This is a genomic window from Shewanella aestuarii (assembly GCF_011765625.1).
Lineage (GTDB): Bacteria > Pseudomonadota > Gammaproteobacteria > Enterobacterales > Shewanellaceae > Shewanella > Shewanella aestuarii_A.
Map to the genome: position 1 here is coordinate 703,598 of NZ_CP050313.1, position 17,253 is coordinate 720,850.

At 42.7% G+C, this 17,253-nt stretch carries 13 protein-coding genes and 2 pseudogenes; 4 read left to right on the top strand and 11 right to left on the bottom strand.

All coding sequences use genetic code 11. The features are described from left to right. Positions 1-48 precede the first annotated feature (48 nt). The 5 genes and pseudogenes from folK to sfsA form a co-directional block, all read right to left on the bottom strand. On the bottom strand, positions 49-534 hold the full coding sequence (gene folK, locus HBH39_RS03265) for a 2-amino-4-hydroxy-6-hydroxymethyldihydropteridine diphosphokinase (RefSeq protein WP_167675586.1): 486 nt from the start codon (positions 532-534) through the stop codon (positions 49-51). After that, positions 534-1,847 carry a polynucleotide adenylyltransferase PcnB gene (gene pcnB / locus HBH39_RS03270; protein WP_167679940.1) on the bottom strand — a complete coding sequence of 438 codons (1,314 nt, stop codon included), beginning with the start codon at positions 1,845-1,847 and terminating at the stop codon, positions 534-536. The genes folK and pcnB overlap by 1 nt, the downstream gene beginning before the upstream one ends. A 226-nt stretch (positions 1,848-2,073) precedes the next feature. Beyond that, positions 2,074-2,948, bottom strand: a pseudogene (gene gluQRS, locus HBH39_RS03275) (tRNA glutamyl-Q(34) synthetase GluQRS). 84 nt (positions 2,949-3,032) lie between these two features. Next, complete coding sequence (gene dksA, locus HBH39_RS03280) at positions 3,033-3,476, bottom strand: RNA polymerase-binding protein DksA (RefSeq protein WP_167675588.1); 444 nt, start codon at positions 3,474-3,476, stop codon at positions 3,033-3,035. A gap of 117 nt (positions 3,477-3,593) precedes the next feature. After that, positions 3,594-4,298 carry a DNA/RNA nuclease SfsA gene (gene sfsA, locus HBH39_RS03285; RefSeq protein WP_167675590.1) on the bottom strand — a complete coding sequence of 235 codons (705 nt, stop codon included), beginning with the start codon at positions 4,296-4,298 and terminating at the stop codon, positions 3,594-3,596. Positions 4,299-4,475: 177 nt separating this feature from the next. Here sfsA and pepB point away from each other — a divergent pair. Beyond that, positions 4,476-5,749: pseudogene (gene pepB / locus HBH39_RS03290) on the top strand (aminopeptidase PepB). A gap of 91 nt (positions 5,750-5,840) precedes the next feature. Here pepB and thpR read toward each other — a convergent pair. Next, positions 5,841-6,398 carry an RNA 2',3'-cyclic phosphodiesterase gene (gene thpR, locus HBH39_RS03295; protein WP_167675592.1) on the bottom strand — a complete coding sequence of 186 codons (558 nt, stop codon included), beginning with the start codon at positions 6,396-6,398 and terminating at the stop codon, positions 5,841-5,843. Positions 6,399-6,661: 263 nt separating this feature from the next. On the opposite strand from thpR, the gene HBH39_RS03300 reads away from it, so the two are divergent. The 3 genes from HBH39_RS03300 to mrcB all read left to right on the top strand — a co-directional run bounded on the left by HBH39_RS03300 (position 6,662) and on the right by mrcB (position 14,021). Beyond that, the gene (locus tag HBH39_RS03300; protein ID WP_167675594.1) at positions 6,662-8,929 is read left to right on the top strand and encodes a putative bifunctional diguanylate cyclase/phosphodiesterase; all 2,268 of its coding nucleotides are present in this window, start codon (positions 6,662-6,664) and stop codon (positions 8,927-8,929) included. 189 nt (positions 8,930-9,118) lie between these two features. Next, on the top strand, positions 9,119-11,665 hold the full coding sequence (gene hrpB / locus HBH39_RS03305; protein ID WP_167679942.1) for an ATP-dependent helicase HrpB: 2,547 nt from the start codon (positions 9,119-9,121) through the stop codon (positions 11,663-11,665). A 46-nt stretch (positions 11,666-11,711) separates the two neighbouring features. Beyond that, positions 11,712-14,021, top strand: coding sequence for a penicillin-binding protein 1B (gene mrcB, locus HBH39_RS03310; RefSeq protein WP_167675596.1), 2,310 nt, complete (start codon positions 11,712-11,714; stop codon positions 14,019-14,021). Positions 14,022-14,223: 202 nt separating this feature from the next. Here mrcB and HBH39_RS03315 read toward each other — a convergent pair whose 3' ends face one another. The 5 genes from HBH39_RS03315 to HBH39_RS03335 all read right to left on the bottom strand — a co-directional run bounded on the left by HBH39_RS03315 (position 14,224) and on the right by HBH39_RS03335 (position 17,245). Continuing rightward, positions 14,224-15,033 carry an ion transporter gene (locus tag HBH39_RS03315; RefSeq protein WP_167675598.1) on the bottom strand — a complete coding sequence of 270 codons (810 nt, stop codon included), beginning with the start codon at positions 15,031-15,033 and terminating at the stop codon, positions 14,224-14,226. 93 nt (positions 15,034-15,126) lie between these two features. Then, on the bottom strand, positions 15,127-15,453 hold the full coding sequence (locus HBH39_RS03320; RefSeq protein WP_167675600.1) for a hypothetical protein: 327 nt from the start codon (positions 15,451-15,453) through the stop codon (positions 15,127-15,129). Positions 15,454-15,471: 18 nt separating this feature from the next. Further along, the gene (locus tag HBH39_RS03325) at positions 15,472-16,125 is read right to left on the bottom strand and encodes a hypothetical protein (RefSeq protein WP_167675601.1); all 654 of its coding nucleotides are present in this window, start codon (positions 16,123-16,125) and stop codon (positions 15,472-15,474) included. Between the two features lie 6 nt (positions 16,126-16,131). Beyond that, positions 16,132-16,821, bottom strand: coding sequence for a PspA/IM30 family protein (locus HBH39_RS03330; protein WP_167675603.1), 690 nt, complete (start codon positions 16,819-16,821; stop codon positions 16,132-16,134). A 10-nt stretch (positions 16,822-16,831) separates the two neighbouring features. Next, positions 16,832-17,245 carry a YjfI family protein gene (locus HBH39_RS03335; protein ID WP_167675605.1) on the bottom strand — a complete coding sequence of 138 codons (414 nt, stop codon included), beginning with the start codon at positions 17,243-17,245 and terminating at the stop codon, positions 16,832-16,834. Between the last annotated feature and the right edge of the window lie 8 nt (positions 17,246-17,253).

Below are 17,253 nucleotides of genomic sequence, written 5' to 3' on the forward strand. Positions count from 1 at the left end.
ACTAAACTAGCACATTGACCAATGGGGCAACATTAACTGTTTTTCAATTTATGGGTTACTAATTTTGTGTAAAGAAAGCGACATATCTTCGGTTACTAAATCGTTTAGGGGCTCACCTGTGGGGAGCACCAAATTAGTCGCTATTTCGGCAAGAGGAACTAAGACAAAGTCTCGTTGCTTCATGCCATAGTGGGGAACCGTTAATCTTGGCGTATTAATCATTTGATTGCCATAGAGCAATAAATCAAGATCTAAGGTGCGCGGCCCCCAACGCTGTTCTCTCACTCGTCCTTGTCGGTTTTCAATCGCTTGCAATGCATCTAATAAATCAAGCGGGGTAAGCTCAGTTTGAAAGCCTGCGACGGCATTTACATAATCTGGTTGGATGATATCGCCCATGGGTGTCGAGCTATAATAGCTCGACACTATCACCTGATCTTTGCCTGCTAAATGTCCAAGTTCAACGACAGCTTGGTTAAGTTGTTTGATTGGATCAGCAAGGTTTGCACCTAACGCAACGTAAACTTGGGCCATTACTCCGCCGTGTTTCCCTTGATTTTGGCTGCAGGCTTGCGACGTCTTTTACGTTGGCTTGCATTACGATTGCGGTTGCCACCGGCTTTGCCTGAACTTTTGGCTATCACAATACGTTGAGGTTCATCGGCTTCAACAAATGAGCGCCACCAATTGGCTTGCTTAGCTACATTGCCACCCTCTGCTTCACCACGAAGGAGTAATAAGTCATAGGCTGCGCGAAATTTAGGGTGCTCTAACAGCTTAAATGCACGTGTACCTTGGCTTCGTTCAAAACGTAATTGTAACTGCCAGATGTCTTTTGCTGGTGTGCTAAAGCGGCGCGGTATGCTGACAGTTCGACACTGTTCTTCCATCACATCGCCCATGGCTGCAACATTGGCATCATAGATAGGTAAACCACTTTCAACGGCAATATCGTCTGCACGCTGTATTAATGGATACCATAATAATGCAGCATAAAAGAAAGCCGGTGTGACAGGTTTGTCTTGATTGACTCTGTCATCGGTACTCTTCATGACGGCATCAAGCATTTTTGCAGTGTTGCCTTTCGGGTCTTCAGCAATTAAGCGACTAATTTGTGGAAATAACGGTGCGAATAAACCGTATTCTTGCATCATTTTATAGGTTGCTTGCGCTTTACCTGAAAAGAACAGTTTAATCACTTCTTCATACATTCTTGCTGCCGGAATATCAGCAAGTAATGGTGCAAGTTGTTTTATTGGGCTAGCCGTAACCGAGTCGATTTGCATATCTAACTTGGTGGCGAAGCGAATCGCTCGCAGCATACGCACAGGATCTTCACGATAGCGGGTTTCTGGATCGCCAATTAGCCTAATTTTCCGCGCATTGAGATCGCTTATGCCGCCGCCATAGCTTCTGATCGAGAAATCACTAATGTCGTAATAAAGTGCATTGATTGTGAAGTCACGGCGCTCAGCATCTTCATCAATTTCTCCGTAGACGTTATCTCTAAGCAAGCGTCCTTGAGCATTCGATTTAGAAATGTTATCGCTGTTCTCACCATGGTGACCACGGAAGGTAGCAACTTCAATCACATCTCGACCAAATACAATGTGAGCTAAGCGAAAGCGTCGTCCGACAAGGCGGCAGTTACGGAATAGTTTTTTGATTTCTTCTGGGGTTGCATTGGTGACAACATCAAAATCTTTGGGCTGCAGTCCCAATAAAATATCACGTACGCCACCACCGACTAAATAGGCTTTAAAGCCTGATTTATGCAGACGATATAAGACTTTTAGCGCATTTTCACTGATTTGACGGCGCGAAATATCGTGGCCATCACGTGAAATGATATCCAATCGTAATCCATCTTGCTCTGATGGTGTTTCGTGCTCTGATGCTGCAGAATTATCATTAAATAATTGTTTGCAGAACTGGGTAATACGGCGAAAAATAATACACCTCGTCGTTGATAAAATAGTTGATTAAAAATCTGGCGGCTATGATATACCAAATGTGGTCGAATGAGTAGAAAAGCTGTTTGATAAGTCGCGCTAGATCAAATCCGCGAAAACCCTATTGGGGTGGGCAATTGGGTAAAATAATTTCAGTTTGTTTTGGAATGCGTTGCAATGAAAATTGTTCAACAGCTTGTTTTAACATGATATCGACATCATCAATATCGACTGCTGGTTGATTTAAAAAGCTTAAAGCCGCGAGCAAGCTTTGCTGTGGTGCTTTGATATCAATCGCTGGAGCATGGTTTTGCTTGGACAGCTTTAATCCTTTTTTCTCGCAGGCCAAGGGCAGGTGAAGCCATTGTGGGTTAGGTAAATTGAGCATGTTATACAAACTAATTTGACGACAGCTTGCCTCGAGTAAGTCACTTCCTCTAACGACTTCTGTTATGCCTTGAAAGGCATCATCCAGTACCACGGCAAGTTGATAAGCATACAAGCCATCACTTCGCTTAATAATGAAGTCTTCTGCAGCAAAGGAGGCGGATACTGTTACTTTTCCGTGATTCAAATCGATAAACTGGTCAATTTTGGCGTGGTTTCTCATCCTAATTGCACCCTGTTGATGAGGTATGGCTAACCGACCACAGTACCCATTATATATTCCGCCTGTTGTTTGGATCATTTTGCGAGTGCACTGGCAGTAATAAGCCTGCTGATGAGTTAATAGTTGTTCAATGCAGTCTTGGTAGGCTTGATAACGTTGGCTTTGGTACAGCACTTTACCATGCCAATGAAGACCATAGGCGGCTAAGGTTTTAAGGATGTCATCGCTAGCGCCTTTGACTTCTCTAGGGGGATCGAGATCTTCCATTCGCACCAACCATTGGCCGTTTTGACTATGAGCACGTAAATAACTGCCTAAAGCAGCAATCAGTGAACCAAAATGAAGTGGACCAGAGGGGAGGGAGCAAAACGTCCAATGTATGACATAGTCGACGTAATATTCTTTAATTGAAGTGAACAAAGTAAAACGCTGTAAAACAAAAAGGGCGAGGGTTAACTCGCCCTGAATGATTAACCCGCCATTTGCTTTTCTTTAATTTCAGCAAGGGTTTTGCAATCAATACATTGATCTGCAGTAGGGCGAGCCTCAAGACGACGGATACCAATTTCGATACCGCAAGAGTCACAGAACCCAAAATCATCTTCTTCGATTTTTTGTAATGTTTTCTCGATCTTCTTGATTAGTTTACGTTCTCTATCACGAGCGCGAAGTTCTAAACTGAACTCTTCTTCCTGAGCAGCACGGTCGACAGGATCAGGGAAATTAGCTGCTTCATCCTGCATGTGAGTCAGGGTACGGTCAACTTCTTCACGCAATTGGTTACGCCATGCTTCGAGGATCAACTTAAAGTGACCACGTTGCTTGGTATTCATATACTCCTCGCCAGTTTGTTCCTGGTAAGGACTTACACCTGCGATAGCGAGTACGCCAAGTTTTTTAGTGCCTTCAGGCATAACGCATCTCCTGTAATCGTTTGCGTTTAAATTGCGTCTTAAATTTACGGCCGCTATCTATAGCAGAATCTTCATAGCGTAGCAAACTTTTTGCTGGGTAAATCGTGATTTTTTGATTTACACAGCGACTTTGCATGGGGCGGTTATCTTACTCGTACTGGGTGTCATTAAGGTTTTGTATGCCAGCACTTCAACGCCTTGTTCAACGGCTTGTTTTAATAAGTCTGCGTATTCTGAATCTATATGCTCTGCAGGTTTTACGAGTGATATACCACTGTGTTGTACCACAAACATTAATACAGCACGGTGACCCTGTTGTACCATTTGCATTAGCTCTCTGAGGTGCTTTTGTCCCCGCGTGGTAACCGCATCTGGAAAGTAACCAATGCCATCTTCTAATAAGGTACAGCTTTTAACTTCAATATAACACTTAGGCCTGTCTTGGCTAGTTAAAAGAATGTCTATGCGGCTATTTTCTTCACCGTATTTTACTTCACGTTGTAAAGTGTCATAACCACTTAGTTCATTAATTAAGCCATTGTTGATGGCTTCTTCGGCTAACGCATTGGCGCGCCCTGTGTTAATGCCAATAAAATGTCCATCGTCGGTTTGCATGAGTTCAAAGGTGTGTGGGTATTTTCGTTTAGCATTGTCAGAGGTTGAAAACCAAACTGTTTCTCCGGGGTATAGGCAATTTTTCATCGAGCCAGTATTGGCGCAGTGGATGGTGATTTCAGTGCCATCATCTAAAGTGATATCGGTTAAAAATCGCTTGTAGCGTTTGATCAAGCGACCGTGTTTTAGTTGTGGAGAAAATTCCATTCAGTATCCGTGGAGGCTAGTTATGGTGTTGACACCTTACCTCATTCAGCAAAAGAATGTGACTACTGTATTGTGCAATATTGATTGAGTATATACTGTTGGCCATATGTAATATGCGTAATATTAAGGTTATGAATAATCTAATTACGTATCAACGCTGTAAACAGGGAATTTATTATGCAAATAATGACAGTCATTTTAACGGAGCAAGCACCTGCTGCTCATTGGGGCAAAGCGGATGTGACTTTTGAGGGGGCAAGTGCGTTTATTCATTTAAATGCCAGTGACTCTTTACGCCAAGTACAAATGGCTGCAAGAAAAATACGCAATCAAGGTGTGAATCAAGTGCAGTTGCAAGGCGAGTTATGGACCCTTGATTTACAGTGGGCGTTTGCGCAAGGTTTTGCTACCGCGAAAGTGGGTTATGAAGTTTTATGGTGCGGTGATACTCAAGTTCAGCAAACACTCAAGCATCGATCAGAAGTTGCAACTTTTGCACGTCAACTCATTAATGATACGCCTGAAGATTTGTCGCCAATGTCGTTGGCGAACCAAGCGGCTAAATGGATAAAACACATTGGTGGCGACAAGGTGAGTTATCAGATCATTGAAGGCCAAGAGTTATTGGTTAATAAATGGGTAGGTATTCACGCTGTAGGTCGTGGAAGTGAGCGTCCACCTGCATTACTTGAGTTAGACTTTAACCCGCTAACATCAGATGCGCCGGTTGACGTGGCATTGGTAGGTAAAGGCATTACCTTTGACTCTGGTGGTTATAGCTTAAAGTCATCTGAAGGCATGTTAACCATGAAGTGTGATATGGGCGGCGCTGCAACTGTGACGGCGGCGTTAGGATTAGCAATGAAAGCTGGACTGAACAAGCGAGTTAAACTGTATTTGTGTTGCGCTGAAAACTTAGTCAGTGGTCGGGCATTTAAGTTAGGTGATATTTTAACTTATAAAAATGGTACGACGGTTGAAATTGTGAATACCGATGCTGAGGGACGTTTAGTCTTAGCCGATGGCTTACAAGCTGCATCAGAGTCAGGTGCTCGATTGATTATCGATGCAGCAACGTTAACAGGGGCTGCTGTGATGGCCGTTAGCAATCAATACAATGCAATTTTCTCGCCACAAGCCGATACCATACAGTTTGCGCAGCAGTGTGCAGCTGCGGTAGCGGAAAACGTATGGCCTTTACCGTTAGACCCTTGGCATAAAGATGCTTGCCCTTCCGCCTATGCAGATACGGCAAACAGCCGACCTGTAAAAGGAGGCGGCGCGGGGGCGCATCTAATGCGGCTGGTTTTTTATGGCGTTTTGTTAGCCCAAAAGCGAAATGGATACACATTGATTTAGCGGCAGCATTTGAATCAAATGCGTCAGCTATGTGGGGTGCGGGTGCAACAACTCATGGTGTATTAACCATTGCCGAAATGCTCAAGCGTTAAGCTTGATGGTAACAGGATTAGTGAGTTTGAAGCCATCGTCATGATGGCTTTTTTAGTGATAACTTCTAGGCAGCTTCTACTTGAATAAGGGTTATAACGTCCAACTGTGGATTATTTGATAGTGAACCCCGTAAGCCGTGTTTACTGAGCTATATAAGTGTAAATCTATCGGGCAGATGTTAATGGGTAATCTGTTATTTAGGCTGTTGATATTGGTTGCAAGTGTTAAATTTGTCGCTTTTCTAAATAAAGTTACATGGGGTTGATACGGATATTGGCTTTGATGTAACGCAAGTTGCTGGGCAATGTCTTGTACTGCTTGCGCCATAATGGATAAGTTTGCGTGAGCAAGACCACTAATACAGATAATGCTCGGCTTCTGCCAAAATTGCAGCTCAGATAAGCAGAGCTCAAATTGATACTTTTGCATCTTTGTGATGCGATCGATTAATAGAGGAATAAAAGATTGACCAACTTGACCTAAAAAACCTAATGTAATATGAAAGTTAGTTTGGTTAACTTGAGTCGCTTCTGTATTAATGTAGCCACTAAGCTTTTGCTGGATATCACAAAAAATACTGCTTTGCGTTTTATTTATACTAAATCCTAAAAATAATCGCTGATTGTTGATTTGAGTTATATTAGACATAAATTACCTGTAAGATCTCCAGCGATACGGACATGTTTTTAAACGTTTTTGCTAAATTATCATGATGCAATACAGACGGAAAGACTGATATAAACTATGCTTTTTGTTATGAAGAGATAACTGTGTATATCAATTTTGAAAGCAACCTCTTTATGCTGCGTAAAGTATGTTGGTTATAACAATGGAATTGAATATTGCAGCAAGGACGAGTTTGCATATGAGCAAGCATTGAGATGGCAAGCTAACTTAATTTGAGTCGACTCATGGTAAATACTACCCAACAGTTATTAATACAAGCGTTAACGCAAGATCATATAGAAGGGGATGCACATACCTCTAATATGGTGATAGACGATGTGCTTGCCCTTTTGTGCAAGCAACTCGGTTGTGATGCCGCTTTTGTGATTAAGAGTTGCCATAATAATCAATTTGCCCCCGATATCGATATTGTCGACATCTCAGTAAAAACAGTTATTAGCCACTTTTGTCATCATCTGTCACTGCAAGCTTGTTTTACCCAGGGTATCGAAAATAACGCCGAATTATTAGATAGCTTACTGAGCTTAGAGCACAGTATTCATCGCCATCAGGCTCAAGTGTCTCCAGATGAACAAGCGGAATCTATTATATCTGAGCTGGAATCATTATTAGGTAGTAATGATCCTATCGAACATATTGATATTAATCCTGTTGTTATTGTCGGGAACGTCAAAGTTGTCATTGCTGCGATACAATTTCGAGCCTTAAATGAGCAAGCTGCTCACCGGCAAGAGCAAGGTTGTAGGCTGTTTTGGCAAACCGTTTTAGCTGATCATGCATTTCAATTAGCTACGTCATATGAACTGCTTCGTCTAGCAACATTATTAACGAATAAAGAAAAACAATATCACGAGTTGTTTAGTCATTTACCGATGGCATGTGCACTGATAGACACCAATAATTGCGTCGTGATGCAAAACCAGGTATCTGAAAACATGCTCAGATTCCAAATAGGTCAAAGCTTATTTGATAGTTTACGTCCCGATGATTATCCATTATTGCAAGATACGCTGCATATTGTTCGTCAAGGTGTACTCCGACAGGCTTGGTGTGAAATCCCTTTACGTTCAGGCATTGCAACTCACTGGTATAAAATGAGTTTTTGTGATGCATTGAATGAGCAAAAACAACTCTTGTTAATGATTGAAGATATTACAGAACGCTATCGACTTGCTGATGAGCTAAGCTTTCATTCTAATCACGATGCATTAACAGGTTTACCAAACCGATTGCAGTTTGAAGATATGCTAGATGAGTTGCTTAATAGTGATGAGCATATTCCTGCTTGTGTGGCGTTTTTAGATTTAGATCAATTTCAAGTGGTAAATGATTTAAGCGGACACCAAGCCGGTGATGAGTTATTACAACAAATTGCTAAAAGACTGAAGCAGCTAGTGCGCAAGGGGGATGTGGTTGCTCGTTTAGGCGGGGATGAGTTTGGTATTTTGATGTATCACTCTGAGGAAAAATCTGCCCAACAAGTCGCTAAACGGATCTGTTTACAGTTAAGTGAACATGAGTTTATGTGGCAAAAAATGAAGCACAATGTCAGTGTGAGTATTGGCATAGCTACTTTTGAACAAGATGCAAAAGATATTTATGAAGTGATGAGTCAAGCTGATGCCGCTTGTCGCTTAGCCAAAGAAGAGGGGCGTAATCGTTGGCATTATTTTAACCCCGACGATCCGCAAATCCATACGCTTTACACTCAAATGGTCGCCTCAGTCGATATCATTGGTGCATTAGCGCTTAATCAATTTGAATTGTTTTATCAATTAATTGAACCGTTAGAACACGATGAAACTGGCTTGCACATGGAAATATTATTGCGCATGGTGCTTGAGGATGGCACCTATATGTCGCCAGCCATTTTTTTACCTGCAGCAGAGCGCTACAATTTAGCATCGCGGATTGATCGCTGGGTGATCGACAACCTTCTAAAGTGGGGCGCAGATAACCTTGATATATGGCAAGAATTAGCAATGGTGTCAGTTAACTTATCTGCTATGTCTTTAGCTGACCAAAAATTTATGTCTTGGTTAGAAATGCGCTTAATGGTAGAGCCTGAACTGGTCAGTAAATTATGTTTTGAAATCACTGAAACTGCAGCCGTGAGCCAATTAAACCAAGCCACCGCCTTAATTGACTTATTAAAACCAATGGGTTGTAAGCTGGCTTTAGATGATTTTGGCTCGGGTTTTTCAAGCTTTGCTTATTTAAAAACCTTAGATGTTGACTTTGTAAAAATTGACGGTCAGTTTGTTGTCAATCTTTGTGATGATAAAAAAGATACCGCCATTGTGTCAGCTATTTGCCAATTAGGGCATGATATGGCGTTTGACGTGATTGCAGAGTTTGTTGAAAATGTCGAGATTGGTCATAAGCTTAAGCGATTGGGCGTTGATTATGCTCAAGGCTACGCAATTAATAAGCCTAGTCCGCTGAGTGCGTTAAAAAGTGGCATTCGCACGCCATGGTTCGATGTTCGCTAACCTACAAATCTCTGCACTGGTGTGTGTTTTTAAGCAAATTTAATCATTTATGTTATTGGCCGAGTTGCAACTGCGCACTAGCAGAGTAAACTTGGCCCACAATACTTTAATCTTTACAGTTGTATTTTGAGCGCGAACCCATCTCCCAGCCAAGCTACTTCAGCAGTAAACGAACTTGAGTCGCAAGATGTGCCGATCCAAGTTGTGTTGAGTGACATTCTTGACGCATGTACCAAAACCAATCAAATAATTTTGCAAGCACCAACCGGTGCGGGTAAATCGACTGCATTACCTTTAGCCTTGCTGAAATCAGGCATTATCAAAGGTAAAATTTTGATGTTAGAGCCGCGTCGGGTCGCAACTCGCAATGTTGCTGGCTTTATTGCCAATCAACTTAACCAAGTCGTTGGGCAGCAGGTGGGATATCGGGTGCGAGGTGACAGTAAGGTCAGCGCACAAACTCAACTTGAGGTGGTAACCGAAGGTATTTTAACCCGAATGATCCAACAAGACCCTGAATTAACAGGGGTGGATATGATCATTTTTGATGAAATTCATGAGCGCCATTTGACTACCGATATCGGTCTAGCGTTGGCCATTGAAGTTCAGCAATCGCTTCGCGAAGAGTTAATCATTGTAGCCATGTCTGCCACGCTAGCCAGTTTACCCTTAGAGCAGTTAATGCCCGAGGCAACGACCATTTACAGTGATGGCAGAAGTTTTCCTGTTGAGGTTGTTTATCAGCCTGTGGGGGCGCAGCAAGATTGGCTAGCACACATGGCAAACGTGATTGCCGATTTGATGCTAACCAATACCGATAACACCACTGCTGATTATTATCATGGTTCATTGCTCGCTTTTTTACCCGGAAAAGGGGAAATCAATCGGTTAGCGCAATTATTGCTCCCCAAACTTGGGGCTAATATCATTCTTTGTCCTATGTATGGTGAACTGAGTACAACAGAGCAAGACCGAGCTATCAAACCACCTAAACCAGGACAGAGAAAAGTCGTGTTAGCCACCAATGTGGCAGAATCGAGTCTCACCATTGAAGGTATCACTATGGTGGTTGATAGTGGTTATCAACGCAGCGCCAGTTTTAATCCTAAAACGGGCGTGTCCCGTCTAAGTTTAAAGCGTATTAGTCAGGCCTCGGCGATTCAAAGAAGCGGTCGAGCGGGTCGATTATCATCTGGATTATCCGTGCGGCTATGGAGCCTTGAAGAGCAAGGACGGCTATTAACCGTTTCACCACCTGAAATCAGCCAAACTGAATTAACCGCCGTTGCCTTAGATTGCGCTTGCTGGGGAGCAAAACAGTTCAGCGAATTAGCGTTACTTACCCCAGCGCCGATTATCCATGAGCAATTAGCATGGCAATTATTGCAGCAATTGGAGCTCGTAGATAAGGATCATAAACTGACCGCGATGGGGCGAGACGCTCACAACTTAGGTTGCCACCCTCGATTGGCACACATGCTTTTAGCAGCTAAAGATCTAAGTGAACTCAATGAGAATCCCCATTTGGCATTACTGGCTTGTTTGGTCGCAGGTGTTATTGAGGCCAGAGGGCTCCCTAAAAAAGGTGCTGATATCAGCCGTTATTTAGCTATTGCTAATCAGGGAGCGCAGGCGCAACAAGTAAAACAATGGCAGACAAAACTGGCGATAAAAGGCGATTTAAAAACCGCTCTAGCACAAGCCAATGATTATGATATAAGCCATTTATTGGCCTTGGCTTTTCCTGACCGGATTGCCAAAGCCCGCGGTCAATTAGGTTTTGTGTTAAGTAATGGAACGGGGGTCACCCTTGATCATGACGACCCTTTAGCTAATGCAAATTGGTTAGTTGTGGCAGACTTTCAAGAAACGCAGGGGCGTAATGCTGGCCGCGTTTATCTTGCTTGTGCCTTAGATGAACGCTTGTTAAAGAATGAGCTTTCACATTTAGTGTCTGAACAGCGCGTGAGTGGTTGGGATGACACTAAAGGCCGATTTTACGCGCAAAAGCAAACCAGAATCGGTGAAATTGTTTTATCGTCGGTTGTTGATCATCAAGTGACTGATGCTGATATTCGTGAAGCGTTACTATTACAGCTTAACCAAAAGGGATTAAGTCTGGTTAACTTTGATGATGCTGCCGCGCAGATACAAATGCGAGTAATGTTGGCCTGCGCGTTAGATGATAATGCCAAAGTTTTTTGGCCAGATTACAGCTCCCAAAGTTTACAGCAAACCATGTCATCTTGGTTAAGTCCGTATTTAACTAATATTAAGAATCTAACTCAGTTAGCCAAATTGAATATTGCGAGTTTATTAGTTAACAACCTCACATGGGAGCAACAACAGAGGTTAGACAAACTTGCTCCCCAACACTGGAAAATGGCCACAGGTACCCATGCGCCCATACGCTACCAATTACCGATAGATGAGTTTGGGCAGGTTTATGTTGCCAAAGGCCAAGCAAGAGCCTTGCTCAGTGTTCGCTTGCAAGAAGCCTTAGGAATGTCGGCTAGCCCTGTGATATTTAATGGTAAACTCATGGTGACAATGGAATTATTGTCACCCGCACAGCGACCATTAGCCACAACGGCTGATTTAGCCAGTTTTTGGCAAGGGCCTTACATTGAGGTGAAAAAAGAGATGCGTGGCCGTTATCCGAAACATTTATGGCCTGATGACCCTGCGAATACCATAGCAACCAAATTTACTAAAAAGAAAACGCCAGGCTTATAGCCTTGCTGAATTTATTACACCATGACCACAAGTTGTAAAAATATCCATGGCAAACAAAAAAACGTCAACGAAAACAAGTAAAAAAAAGATTAAAAACAATAACCGCAGCTGGCTGAAAAGTCTCTGGTCAATCACGTGGAAGCTAACCTTAATCGGTATTGCTTTTGTGACTTTTTACGCCATTTATTTAGACCAAATTATCGCGCAAAAGTTTGAAGGTCAAAAATGGCATTTACCTGCTCAGGTATTTAGTCGTTCAATGGCGTTGTACCCAGGGGCTGCGGTGAACCACCCTCAGTTGATGGCAGAGCTAAAATTATTAGGTTATCGCAAGGTGGCTAATCCACGTCAGGTGGGTGAGTTTTCAGCATCAAGTACCAAAATTGAGTTATGGCGTAGACCCTTTTTACATCCAGAGGGCAACCAAGCCGAGCAACGGGTAATGATAACCTTTGATGATCTAGGCGTGAGTTCAGTAAAACGTATGAGCGATATGCGCGAATTAGCTGTGTTTCATTTAGAGCCAGTGTTACTTGATCGTATTATTGCAGGCGATGGTGAAGATCGTTTATTTGTGCCTACGGCAGAAATTCCCTCTATGGTGGTTGAGTCGTTATTGCTGGTGGAAGATCGCAGTTTTTATGACCATCATGGGGTGAATCCGTTTGCTATTGCTCGTGCAGCTTTGGTTAACTTAACTGCTGGTAGGGCGGTGCAGGGTGGGTCAACCTTAACGCAGCAGTTGGCCAAAAATTTCTTTTTAACTAGCGAGCGCTCACTAATACGTAAAGTTCGTGAAGCTTTGATGGCAATCATTATTGATTTTAGATACAGCAAAGATGAGATCCTTGAGGCGTATTTAAACGAAGTGTACATGGGGCAAGATAAAGCCCGTGGTGTTCATGGCATGGGGTTAGCTTCACAATTTTATTTTGGGCGCCCAATTGCAGAACTGACTATCGCTCAACAAGCTTTTCTGGTGGCGGTGATCAAAGGGCCTTCTTATTACAACCCTTGGCGCTACCCTGAGCGGGCGCAAGAACGACGCGACTTAGTGCTGCGCATTTTAATGGAAAATGACAAGCTATCAGTGGAGCAATATAAAGCTGCGGCAGAATCCCCCTTAGGTTTGCGTGATGGTAAAAAGTCTGTTCATCAAAAATTACCAGCATTCTTTGCGGTGGTTAAAAATGAATTACGCCAACGTTATGGCGACAGCTTACTGAATCAATCTGGAGTGAAGGTATACACCACTCTTGATCCTATGGCGCAAGATGCGGCTGAAAAAGCCGTGGTATCAACATTAAAGTCATTAGATAAACAAGTTAAAAATGTGCAAGTGGGCATGGTCGTAACAGATAAATACACTGGTGGCATTGCCGCTATGGTGGGAGATAGGCAGCCTAGCTATGAAGGTTTTAACCGCGCGGTTGAAATACGCCGACCAATTGGGTCGCTGATTAAACCTTTTGTGTATGCCACCGCCTTATCACAACCGGATAAATTCAGTTTAGCCAGCCCCATCGCCGATAAGCCTATTACCTTGAAAAACGAGCAAGGAAAAACGTGGTCACCGCAAAACGTTAACAAGCAATTTAATGGTGAAGTATCATTACTTGAAGCCTTTAAAGATTCGATGAACGTGCCCACAGTAAATGCCGGCTTAACTGTGGGCGTTGATAGCGTAGCGAATACCCTTAAGCAAGCAGGGTGGAGTGATAACATACCGACTTATCCATCAATGTTATTAGGGGCAGTGAATGGCTCGCCGTTGATGGTGGCGCAGGTGTATCAAACATTGGCTGATCAGGGGCGTTATCGTCAATTAAGTTCAATTACTGCGGTGTTAGATAGTCATAATCAACCATTAGTAGTTAATCGCTCAGCAAGTCAAATGGCGATTGATCCTGCTACAGACTACTTAGTGCAATATGCTATGCATCAAGTTGTAAGAACGGGCACAGCAAAGCGTTTAGGTGCCGCGTTTGCAAATGTCAAATTAGCCGGTAAAACCGGTACCAGTAACGATAGTCGAGACTCATGGTTTGCCGGATTTGATGAGCGCAATGTAGCGGCAATTTGGGTGGGTCAAGACGATAATAGTAAAACCGGCTTATATGGAAGCAGTGGTGCGATGGCTGTGTATCAAGCCTTTTTAGCTCAGCGCCCACCATTAAGCCTGCGGATGTCACCAGTAAATGGTATTGTAAATGGCTATTTTGACCGCACAACGGGCGCGGCAATGCAGTCAAAGTGTAAAAATATTATTAATTTACCGGCTCATGAAAACAGTTATAAACCCGCTGCAAATTGCGGTGAACCGTTGTCTTGGTGGCAAAAGTTATTAGGTGAGTAATTCCTAAAATGTTACATAAAAGGTGCTGATTTTACTGAGGTAATACCAATACTGAGGTAATACCAATCACGATAAGTAAGTGATCAAAAATAGCGTTTTAATAAGCTAGAGTGATCAGTTATTTATTACGATTAATGGTATAAGCAGCACCTTTTGTTAACGTCTGCATTTAATATGTCAAACGAGTAAGCACCTGGTGAGCTTACTTTTTAGCTAATTGATCTTTCAGCTCGGCAATTTCGTTGAGCATTTCAGTTTGATTTTTTTCCATTTGTCGTTGATTAGCTTCCATGCGAGTTAGCACTTGCTCTAACTCATTTTTAATCATTTCTTGTTGTGACTCTTTTCGTTCTTGCTCATCAGGTGCGACAAATACTGATGCCATGTAGCCTGAAATTACCCCAAAAAAGCTAACACCGCTGATAATCACAATGCCGCCGATCAAATGTCCAAGGGTGCTCACAGGATAAAAATCACCATAACCAACAGTAGAAATGGTCACTAATGCCCACCAAATGGCTTGTTCGGCAGTATGGATGTTAGCCCCTTCAACGCCGGACTCAACTAACAGGATTAACACTGAGGCGTTAGCCAAAATTAAAACTGTAGCCAACAATAAGCTGGCCAGAGTCGTTTGTTTACGTTGTCTTAGTAGCGGCCAAATAATTGCACGGCTCATTCTTATTAATCGAATAACGCGAAGGATTTGAAACACCCTTGCGATACGTAATGCTTCAATAGCGGGGATACTGGCAATAAAATCAATCCAGTGATGGCGCAAGTAGTACTTTTTATCCCGTGCTTTCGTTAAGCCGATAAAAAAGCGCGTCATAAAGATCACACAAATTGTCGTATCTACATATAAGAGGACCCGATAAGTCTCTTTATCTAGCTTAGCGAAGGCTAAAATGAGTACAATGACCACCGAAAAAAACGATAAGATCATCATGACAAACTCAAACGGGTCAAGCATGGTTTTGGTTTTTGCTGACCAGCGTTTTGGGTTAAGCATTCTGGAAGTCCATTTAAGTTGAGTTTACTTTTGTTGATACAGGCATAATAAAAAACGCACTAGGACAAAGTCTAGTGCGTTTTAACAGAAAGCTTATTTAGAATCGACAAAGTGAACTAAATCATCTAAAACGCGCTTTTTAATTTCAAGTTGCGCTTCGGGTGTAAGACCATACTTTTCAGCCAAAATAACGTAGTCTTCACCGCTTAGTGATACTGTCAGCCTTGGCCTTTTAGGGCGTTTGGATACCGATAAACCAAGAATCGTTCTAATTTGGTCCGAAGGACTAACGCCCCTGTCTAATGCCGCTTTACGGATGGAATATTGGAACTTTTCATCTATGTCAAAAGCCACTTGAGTGGCTTTGGCGGCTTGTTGGTTCTTCAACCACTTATCAGGTAATGGCTTGCCTGTTGACATATGGGCAGCTCTCCTTAATTAGCTTGCAGGCCAATAATCTCGAATATCACTTAATGGGCGATATAAGGTTAACATGACTTCTGTGTCACCAGATTCATAAACTTCAATGTCTAAAGCATGGGTTTCATGTGCGTTGACCAGAGAATAGCTTTCAAAGGCTTCACCACGTTGACCATTATCGTCCTGAGGGGGAGTTAAGTTTCGATAATCTTCACGATGAAAATAACCAAAACCAGCATATTCGACTTGATGATAATCATCAGCTACCCATTGCCCCAGCTCTTCGCTAAGTTCTGGCGATAAAGCCTGCGGTGTGAGATTTGCTTGTCCGGGTTCTTCGAAAATGTCGGCAAACTGGTCTAAATCAAATAACTGTTCGACCACAGCACGGCTGATTTTGTAAGAAAAGCTGAGATAGGCTTCATCTTCGACTACGTAGGCCATAAAAATTGACTTACCACTATGACCACGAAGCATAAATTCACATTGCTGCGAACGTTGATATTCGTAGGTATGGATAGCTTCCACTTTTAGCTGTTGCCCACGAAGTTGTGCGGGCAAAGCAAAGCTGTCATCAAGGGTGATCATGTCACCCTTGAGCAGCTTGTTTGGGTGGTCAAGCACACGCTTTGGGGCTTCTTTCTTGCCAAATAGGCCACGTAGAAATCCCATAGTCAATTAACCTTTACGTGCTTTAATGCGTTCAAGGACCGCATTGGCGTTTGATTTTTGCTCACCAATCCCAGCTTCTGCTAGCTTAGCCTGTAGCGACTTATCGCTGTTTTCTTCTGCTAAGGCTTCAGACGCTTTCAAACGGTCATCAAACTGTTGTTGACGCGCTTTAATACGCTCAAGTGAGTCTTTAGCGTTAAGTAGCTTAGAGTTACTAGATGCAAATGAATCAGTAATCGTTGCGGTTGCTTTTTGTACGCTTTCGGTGGTTTTAACCATGCTTAGCTGACGTTGGTAATCAGATAACTGGCGTTCAGTTTTCTTCACCAAATCTTTTAAGCGAACAGCGTGTGAGCTAAAGCTATCATTTGCCGTTTGTTGTTCGGCAAGTTCTTGATCTAATTGAGCGATTTTTTCTGCAACTTCAATAGCTAATGCTTCATTACCTTTGTCTAAGGCTTGAGTTGCATAGCCTTCATGTTCAGCAATGCTGCGCTTTAAGCGGTCAACTTCACGGCTGGCTTGCATTTCTTTAGCCATTACATCTGTGAGTTCACGCTTAGCTTTAGTCAGGTGTTTTTCCGCATCACGAATTTCTTGTTCGAAAATGCGCGTTGAGTTGGCGTCAACAATGCTTTGGCCTACTTCATTTGCGCCACCACGAAATGCGGTTAGGATTTTGTTTAAAATGCCCATAGTTGACTCCTTAAATTAAAAACTCTGCGAGTTCGTCAATAACTTCCAAACAGTTGTCTGAAAGGACAGCTAATTCTTGTTCAATTTCTTCCATGCTAGAAGCCAGTGCCAGTGCACCATAAACTACGTATTTGTCATCAATTTTGGCAAATGATGACAATGGCATTGGAATGTTTAGCTCTAACATGGTTTCAAACATTTCAGCGCGGCGAGCTTGGTTTACTTCAGTTTCGCCCCACAAATAACTAATACACAAAATTTGATTGTCAGTGACAGAGACAAACACTGGGATCTCTTCACGGCCGACTACGTTGACTTGTAAGACTTCAACGTCGCCATCAATGGGATAACAATCAAATTGAAAGCCGGTAAGGCTGTTGTCACAAAGACCATTTAAATGGTTAGCAATAGTGTGGATATTCATATTTGTCC